The sequence below is a fragment of the Acinetobacter sp. YH01019 genome, from assembly GCF_013420285.1.
Taxonomy (GTDB): domain Bacteria; phylum Pseudomonadota; class Gammaproteobacteria; order Pseudomonadales; family Moraxellaceae; genus Acinetobacter; species Acinetobacter gandensis.
In genome coordinates this window covers 23,460-32,031 of sequence record NZ_VOYM01000042.1, presented here as the reverse complement: position 1 = coordinate 32,031, position 8,572 = coordinate 23,460, and the positions used below count along the sequence as shown (strand labels likewise).

Sequence of the window (8,572 nt, the reverse complement as noted above, 5' to 3'; positions counted from 1 at the left end):
TGGACTGGTATTTATATAAAATCAGGCATTTAGTTGAAAATATGTTTTGTAGATTAAAGCAATTTAGAGGAATAGCTACTCGATATGACAAGCTCAAAAGAAATTATCAAAGTTCTGTTGCTTTAGCCTGTATATTTTTATGGCTACCTTTATAGGGTTAATTATGAACAGTAAATGTCAACAGACCCTAATGATTTAATTATTTTGTTGTAAATAAAAACAACGATTCCTTGTTTCGGCGCAAAAGACCAAGGGGAAAGCCTTACAGAAATGTAGGGCTTTTTTAATAGCAGCTTAATTTAAATTGAACCGTACCGGGTTTGTCGGAGAGTCAATATTCTGAGATGAGAAGTATTGCTTCGCAAGACGTAGCGAAGCGTAGTGTCCCGATGACAAAATTAAAATATACCCCTGAAATCAGAGAAAGAGCGGTTCAATTATTGATTGAATCCGAAAAAGATTATCCTTCTACTTGGGCTGCAATCACAGCAATTGCGCCTAAGATTGGTTGTACTCCTGAAACACTTCGTGCCTGGCATCAAAAGCATTTAGATCAGCAAAATCCTATTAAAGTACAACAGATATCTGATCAAGAAAAAATGAAGCAAATGGAACGTGAAATTAAAGAATTAAAGCGTGCCAATGAAATTCTACGTAAAGCAGCCGCTTTTTTCGCCCAGGCGGAGCTCGACCGCCCACACAAATAATGGTGGATTTCATCCATAACAATAAAGACTTATATGGTGTTGATGTGATTTGTAGGATTTTACCGATCGCACCTTCAACCTATTACCGGACTCTAGATCTCTGCGATGAGAAGCATTGCTTCGCAAGGGAACATCGAGCGAAACGAGATCTACATGATGAGCATCATGCTGAACAAATTAAACGAATTTGGAAGGAAAGTTCAGGTCGATATGGTGTACGTAAAGTCTGGCAAAAATTAAAACGTGAGGGTTATGTTATTGCACGTTGTACAGTTGCTCGATTGATGCAAAAGCTAGGTATACAAGGTGTTTGGCGTGGTAAGAATAAACAAACCACCCGTAACCGAGATGACCAAAAACGGGCAGATGATTTAGTGAAACGTAATTTTAATGCTGATCATCCAAACCAACTATGGGTGGGTGACTTTACCTATATTCAAACTCATTCAGGCTGGGTATATACCGCATTTGTTATTGATGTGTTCTCACGAGCAATTGTTGGATGGAAAGTATCTACACGGATGAATACAGATATGGTACTCGATGCATTGGAGCAAGCATTGCACGATCGAGGCATGCCAAAGAATGTGATTCATCATTCCGATAGAGGTGTTCAATATCTTTCTATTCGCTATACCAATCGTTTAGAAGCTGCAAATTTACGAGCATCAGTCGGTACAACTGGTGATTCATACGATAATGCTCTGGCTGAAACGGTGAATGGCTTATACAAAACAGAGGTGATTGAATATTTAAAAGCAGATTGGCAAGGTTTAGCAGATGTACAACTTGCGACACTAAACTGGGTAGATTGGTTCAATAAAAAGCGTGTACACAGTGCACTGGGTTATGTATCGCCTTTTGAGTTTGACGCAATGTACTATGATAAGATTAACCCGTTAGGTCAGGTGGCCTAACTTAAATAAAAAAGTCTCCGACAAACCCGGTACGGTTCAGTTTGTGCAACAAAGCCAAATTGAAATATCAAGACTAACAAGAAATTCAAATTGATTACTAATAGAGCGGCTCACGGTGCCCTATCTTTTAGAAAAACGTATCTGCCGATACATTAAACCGCTCAGACAATGCCTTAATATGACGAATATTCAGTTGGCGTTTACCACTTAAAATCTCAGAAATCACAGATTGGGTTGCAACTTCTGCTAAGTCAGACTGACCTAAACCATGTTGCTCCATCAAAAAAGCCAAAGCAGCACGACCATCCCCTTTAGGCATAGGAAGATGCTCATTTTCATAATCAGAAACCAAATCACCAAGCTGATGAATAAGCCCCATTAAAGGATTAGACTCATCATCACCAACGGTATCTAAAAGTTCATCTAAAGCTTCAACAAGTGTATGAAAGTCGTCTTCATTTTCTGGCTTGCTGAGCAATGGTGCAACGTAGTGCCAGTGGTCTACGGCCTGTTTAATCATCGCGTTCATACTAACCTTCCTTCCAATGACCTTTGTCATATTCTTTATGGGACAAGACATGACGAATATACACACGTTTTGCCTGATACATCACGACGGCAATAAGTCGGATCTTGTTCCCGCCAATATCGAATACATGGAACTTTCCAACTTTATCGACAGCTGGAAAGAGCTGTTTCATCTCAGCAAAATCTTTCGGATCGTTTGCCTTTATGGTTCGATACCAACCATCTAATGCCGTTTCAGCCTGTGGCCACTTTTGTATTGCTTCTATAATTCTAGCGTGGGTGATCACATGCATAACATTTTATCGCATTTTGCTATAAATCAAGTATAAACCAATTATCGCATTTTGCAATATTGAAGGGCCAGGATGAATAAAGCGCCAAATGGCGCTTTATTAATTATCAGAGGCTTTGTTGCACAAACCTATCTGTAAAGGCTTTTTCAGCGATATAATTTTCAAATGAAGAAGCCTACACACAAAATCTACCGCACAACCAATTGGCCCGCATATAATCGAGCACTCATGAGTCGCGGAAATATTGCCATTTGGTTTGATCCTGCTACGCTCCATCAAAAGGCAAGCAAGGGCGAAATCAAACCTACTGGTAATCCTCCCATAAATAACCGAAGTTAAAAGTGGTGGAAGTTGAAATCAAAACTGGTTTCTTATATAGGTTGATGACAATAAAAATGTTTAACCTATTTTTACCCGAGTAAAATGTTAGGAACTAAAGATTACTACTGTAATCTTTAGTTGCTTCTCTAACTCAAAAAACACATTTTTTTCTATACTTTAAATACCCTATAAAAAACAGAAAAATAGAGCCTAATATCAAATACCGATTCACTAATTTCCCACGAATTTTATCGTAAAAATTAACAATGAATTGATCTATATAAGGCATCATCTGCGTCACGCTTCGTGTCTCAAAATAATGACCGAGTTGAGCATTCAGCCATGTGATAACAGCGATACAAAATATAAAAAAGACACAAGGAAGTATCCAGACCTTTGGATAGCGCTCTAGCACTATCAGTAACGTATAGAACTCCTCTTGTATCCAATTCCACATATATCAACCCTTTATCGCATTACACCCTGTTGCAAACTATATTTCCATGACATTCTAAATGCAGTATCTTTTGAATAATGCTTATACATATCCATATCGATTTTTCTTTGACGAAGCATGATTTCATTCATAATCTTGTCAAAAGCTAGATCTTTAGTATGCGGATCAGGATTATTCAGATACTTACTTTCGAAATCAGCATGTTCTTTTATCTGTTTTAAGATATTCACAAATTTTACTTTTTGCTCTTCAGGCGTTGCAGCCCAACCTCCAAACCAGCGTTCATTAAACGTTTTAATGATTTCATCTAATGGGTCTTCTTCAGTTTCACCGCCATGAGCACCACGAGGATTCGAATTTGTCGGATCTAGAACTGTCTCTTCAGCATCTAACTCAATTTGCTCATTCAGTTTTTTACGCTGTAATCCATATGAGTTTAAATCAACTGAGTTTAACAACTCATCCAAGGCATCCGCTTCTGGATCTTCAATTTTGAGTTTCGGAATCAAGAACTTTAAGAACCAATACAGCTTTTCCCAAGCTGGAACTTCATATGGCAAAATTGAAGCCATCTGTCCATAAATCTTCACGAATTGCTTTGCCTTGATCTTGAAGTCAGCTTTATCTTCAGGAGTGAGTTCTAATTCAGCCTCAAAGCGTGCAACGGCGATATCAATAATTGGACTTAACTTTTCTGCATCGACTGAATCGAAATACTTCGTAGCGAAATCTTCCACCTCAGTAGATTCATATACCGCAACACCATCTAACTCATCTTTTAGTTCGTTGAGTACATTAATATCGGTCGCTTGTGACAACGTAGTCGACGTGTAGAAACGATCAAATGATTGTTTGATATCTTCTATCTCATTGAAGAAATCGAGCACAAATAGATCTTCAGTTCTCTTACCTAATTTAGGTGCAGAACGATTTAAGCGAGACAGCGCTTGTACGCAGAGTACATCAGCCAACTTCTTGTCAACGTACATCGTACATAGCTTTGGCTGATCGAAACCAGTGAGGTATTTGTTCGCAACAATAAGTAAGCGATACTGATCTTCATTCACACCTGCAGGCTTCTTATCACCAACATAGCCTCGATCAAACATGTCTTTGGTGTCATTGTCAGAGAACCCGTTGAGAATTGCTTCTGTATATTCAATACCATCTACTTTCTTCTCACCAGAGAAAGCAATGATGGCTTTAAATGGATATCCGGTTTGCTCAAGCAGTCGGTCAATCGCTTTGTAATATCGAATTGCAGACTCAATATTTTGAGTCACAATCATTCCTTTGGCCTTACCTTTTAATTTTTTGGTATTTACAACATGTTGAATGAAATGATCCAACATTACTTCAGCTTTGATATCAATGGTCTGTTGGGTTTTCTCTACATAACTTCGTAAGGTTTTCTGCGCTTTTTTAGTATCGAATAATGGATTGTCTAGAATTGATTTCTCAATTTCATAGAAACTCTTATATGTCGTATAATTGGACAAGACATCTAGAATAAACCCTTCTTCAATCGCCTGTTTCATCGAATACAGATCAAAAGGTTTAAACGAGCCATCAGCTTGCTTTTCACCAAACTTTTCTAAAGTTGTATTCTTTGGCGTTGCAGTAAAGGCAAAATAGGACGCATTGCCTTTCATCTTACGTGCCAACATCGCACTTAGAATTTTGTCTTGAGCATCTACACCATCACTGTCTTCATTAGCTTTACCCATAACTTCATTCATTTTGTCATGGGCAACACCTGACTGAGAACTATGTGCTTCATCAATGATCACAGCAAAACGCTTATCACTTAAATCTGCAATCCCATCAATAATGAAAGGAAATTTTTGGATCGTGGTAATGATAATTTTTTTGCCATTTTCTAAAGCAGATTTCAGCTCTGATGACTTATGGGCATGTGCCATAATATTCTTGACCTCAGAAAACTCCTTAATGTTCTCTTTAAGCTGTTTATCAAGAATACGGCGGTCCGTCACCACAATAACTGAATCAAATAGTGGATGTTCCAGTCCTCTACTTCCAGGAATATCTTTCTCTGCCGGGTAGGCTTCAATTAACTGGAATGCTGCCCACGTAATCGAATTTGACTTACCCGAACCTGCCGAATGCTGAATGAGATAAGTTTGACCCACCCCATGAGTTGAGACATCATGAATAAGACGGCGTACCACGCTGAGCTGATGATAACGAGGAAAATAGAGATTCCTTTTGTCTAATAAGGTTTTCTCATCACCATCTAGTCGTACGAAATGCTGAATGATATTTGCCAGACTTTCTTTAGAAAGTAGCTCTTTCCAAAGGTATGCAGTTTTATGACCCTCTGCATTTGGCGGATTTCCTGCACCTGCATTATGTCCCTTGTTAAACGGTAAGAAGAATGTATTCGCCCCAGCAAGCTTCGTGGTCATATAGACTTCATCGGTATCTACAGCCATATGCACGATACAACGTGCAAAGTTGAGTAAGGGCTGAGTGATATCTCGATCTTGCTTATATTGCTTTTGTCCATGGTGACGAGCGTTCTGCCCCGTCCATTCATTCTTTAATTCAAAGGTAATGATCGGAATACCATTTACAAAGACCACCATGTCAATTTCTTGCAGTGGGTTTGCTTTTGAATAGCGCAATTGGCGAGTTACACTGAAAATGTTCTGCTTGAATCGGTCTTTAATCTTCTGAGAACTACTTGCCAACGGCGCTGGGTACATCAACTGAAAATGTGCTTGATCTACGGCGAGACCTTTTTTAAGTAGATGAACCACCCCATGCTTTCGGATCATTCGATCAAAGCGTTCGTAGATTTTTCGTTGCCAATCGTGTGGATTAAATTTCTGAATCTTTGCCAGCTCATCAGCTTGTGTTTGTTCTAAAAACTGCCAGAAATATTGAGTATCTAAGGCATAAAGCATGTCAAAGTTTGAAGGTGAACCTGATACAAAGCCATGATGAGGTTGAGCAATGTCGGTTAAACCTGCTTTAACATTTTCAAGGCATGTTCCAGTCAGCGCTTTTTCAATTGCCATTTCTAATGCACGTTCATTGGTTAAACTAACCATTAAGCAACCTCTACTATTTCTGGGTGTTTAATTTCATCTAATACTTGCTGTTGTGCTTTGATGATATTTTTAAACTCTCGCATCTCTTCACTTGTGATTGGTCTAAAAACTTCAACATCTTCTATGTTTTTTTCTATGATTTCATTGATAAATACACCATTTTTAAACGTGATCCGAAGCCTATTTTGAACTTTTAAACTTGGCATGATCTCTCTGCTAGAAACAGATAAATAATCAAGGTCTGTGTTTGTTAAACCATATTCTGCTGTCTGCAAGGTGTGATATAAAACATAACTTCTTAACTCAGCATGTGTCCCACTAAGCTTTGACTTTTTGAGTAAAAAGATAAGATCTTCACTTTCCTTTCTAATTTGCGCATCAGAACAATACTTAAAAATCTTTTCATCAAGAATAAAATATTTTCTCCAATCATAGATTTGAGCTAACTTTTGATTCCTAATAGCATTCAGTTTTTCAAAGCTGACATCACCCTCTAACATATCTAATAAGATTTTGAGCTGAGGGGATTTATTATTTTCAGAGACTCTATTGCGATCAAATACAGCTCGCCAATTTTCTGCTCTATCACGATAAGAGTTATAAATAGCAGAACAGAAACTTAAATTTCTTCCGCGTTTAACGAAATAGTAATTTACGCTATCACCTAAGCTTAATAATGACCGATGTAGTCGATATTCCTTATCTTTTATAAATTCATCTGTAAGTAACTGTGCCGCAATTTCAGCATAATAAGTAAACTTATCTATACAGATCATCTGATCATCTGTCTTTGCATAATCGAGTATAAAATCAACGCGACCGTAGAAATAGTTATGCTCTTCGTATTTCTTTAATAATTCTTTCCAATCTGGATCTTGAAGTATGAGTTTGGCTTTTTCAATCTCATGTTCAATATGTGATTTCTCAAAAGCAGTTTTACTACAAAGCTCTATAATGTTCTGATATTGGTGCAAAGTGCTAATTTTACCAATTACACTTTCATGGCCAATATAAATTGCTAATTGTTCTAGTGCTTCGAGTACTGAGAGCATCAATTTTTCAGAGTTGTAGTAACCCTTAGCATTTTTTACCAACCAGCCACTAATTCTGTTCCAATCCTCAAATTGCTCAATATTTCGAATATACTTAGTAAAATAATAAGTGATTGCGAAGTTCGCTTGCTCTTCATAGGAAGGCTTATCTTTACTTAATATTTCGAAGATCTTATGTTGTTTTTGATGTACTACAGCAAAATCTAACAGCGCTGTTAAGTTATCAATCGTATTGCCAACTTCAGTTGAGAATAAATCCATATATTCTGTTTGCGAAATAAATAAATTAAGTCTCAAACGACTCACTAAACTTTCTATATCTTTTTCATCCGTATAATCAGAATTTTGATTTTTGAATAAATATTTTTGATGCTCACATAGCAAACAGATTTTAAAGAAATGAATAAAACTCGCATCAAAAGATTTATTCCAGTCTTTACTAGCAGTCCAAATTAAATCGGTCCACTTTGTGTCAATACTCTGAAAAAAATGATTTGCTTTGCTTGTCTCAATTTTATTTTCAAGAAAACCCTGGAGCCATGCTTTAAAGTTTTCGAATTCTGTTAGTTGAACACCTCTGGCATTCATTTTGATATATAGCTCATCTGTTAATGAAAACTCATTCATTGGTAACAAATAAAAATTCAAAACCGAGTGGCTACTTAACCCCATCCATAATTCATTAAGCTCATCTGTATGTTTAGTTCCAAGCAATGAATCTAATTCATCTAACATCGTTAAGATTGAAATAATGGTTGGATCTTTACGCCATACTGCTAAAAACCAAGCTTCATTTTCAATCGACATAGAAGGTTTACCACTCCATTCCATCTCGACTAATTTTGCAACCAACTGAGAAATAAATAGCTTAGAACTCGTTCGTGTTTGATAGCTAAACTTCTGTAATCTTTCTTTGATTACATCAATTTCTTTTATATTTAACTTGTTTTTATGGACTAAATAGCAATGTAACAGGAACAAAGTCGTTAAGCGTTGTTGTCCATCTAATAATTCAAGTGTTTTGTGATTTAAAGACCCATAGACAAAATCAAGTTCAAGCTCTTGATTTTTAGTCAAACTTTGTACTAATGCTTGCAAAAATGTTTTACGAATTTGTGCAATTTTTGGATCATTCTTTCTACCTTGTGCGTAATCACGCTGAATTGTAGGAATAACAATATGATATTGCTCTAATGCTTTCCACAATGTCAATTTAGCCATTT

The 8,572-nt window shown here is 36.9% G+C and carries 5 protein-coding genes, 2 pseudogenes and 1 other annotated feature; of the genes and pseudogenes, 3 read left to right on the top strand and 4 right to left on the bottom strand.

The window, feature by feature from the left end:
* Positions 1-155 (top strand): annotated as a pseudogene (locus FTT84_RS10730) (IS5/IS1182 family transposase); the annotation flags it as partial.
* 234 nt (positions 156-389) lie between these two features.
* Positions 390-1,624, top strand: a protein-coding gene (locus FTT84_RS10725) for an IS3 family transposase (protein WP_180191841.1) whose coding sequence is annotated in 2 segments (ribosomal slippage) — positions 390-666 and positions 666-1,624 — 1,236 coding nt in all. Because the reading frame shifts where the segments join, the coding sequence is not laid out codon by codon here.
* Positions 665-781, top strand: a sequence feature (AL1L pseudoknot). (Overlaps the previous gene by 117 nt.)
* Before the next feature lie 127 nt (positions 1,625-1,751).
* On the opposite strand, the gene FTT84_RS10720 is transcribed toward FTT84_RS10725, so the two are convergent.
* Positions 1,752-2,153, bottom strand: coding sequence for a type II toxin-antitoxin system HigA family antitoxin (locus FTT84_RS10720; protein ID WP_035268402.1), 402 nt, complete (start codon positions 2,151-2,153; stop codon positions 1,752-1,754).
* 1 nt (position 2,154) lies between these two features.
* Complete coding sequence (locus FTT84_RS10715; RefSeq protein ID WP_035268404.1) at positions 2,155-2,445, bottom strand: type II toxin-antitoxin system HigB family toxin; 291 nt, start codon at positions 2,443-2,445, stop codon at positions 2,155-2,157.
* 165 nt (positions 2,446-2,610) lie between these two features.
* Here FTT84_RS10715 and FTT84_RS10710 point away from each other — a divergent pair.
* Positions 2,611-2,753, top strand: a pseudogene (locus FTT84_RS10710) (IS5/IS1182 family transposase); the annotation flags it as partial.
* Positions 2,754-3,234: 481 nt separating this feature from the next.
* On the opposite strand, the gene FTT84_RS10705 reads toward FTT84_RS10710, so the two are convergent.
* Positions 3,235-6,297, bottom strand: a complete 3,063-nt coding sequence (locus tag FTT84_RS10705; RefSeq protein ID WP_180080838.1) for a type I restriction endonuclease subunit R — start codon at positions 6,295-6,297, stop codon at positions 3,235-3,237.
* Positions 6,297-8,570, bottom strand: coding sequence for a DUF262 domain-containing protein (locus FTT84_RS10700; RefSeq protein ID WP_130145297.1), 2,274 nt, complete (start codon positions 8,568-8,570; stop codon positions 6,297-6,299). Before FTT84_RS10700 ends, FTT84_RS10705 begins: the two co-directional genes overlap by 1 nt.
* Positions 8,571-8,572 lie beyond the last annotated feature (2 nt).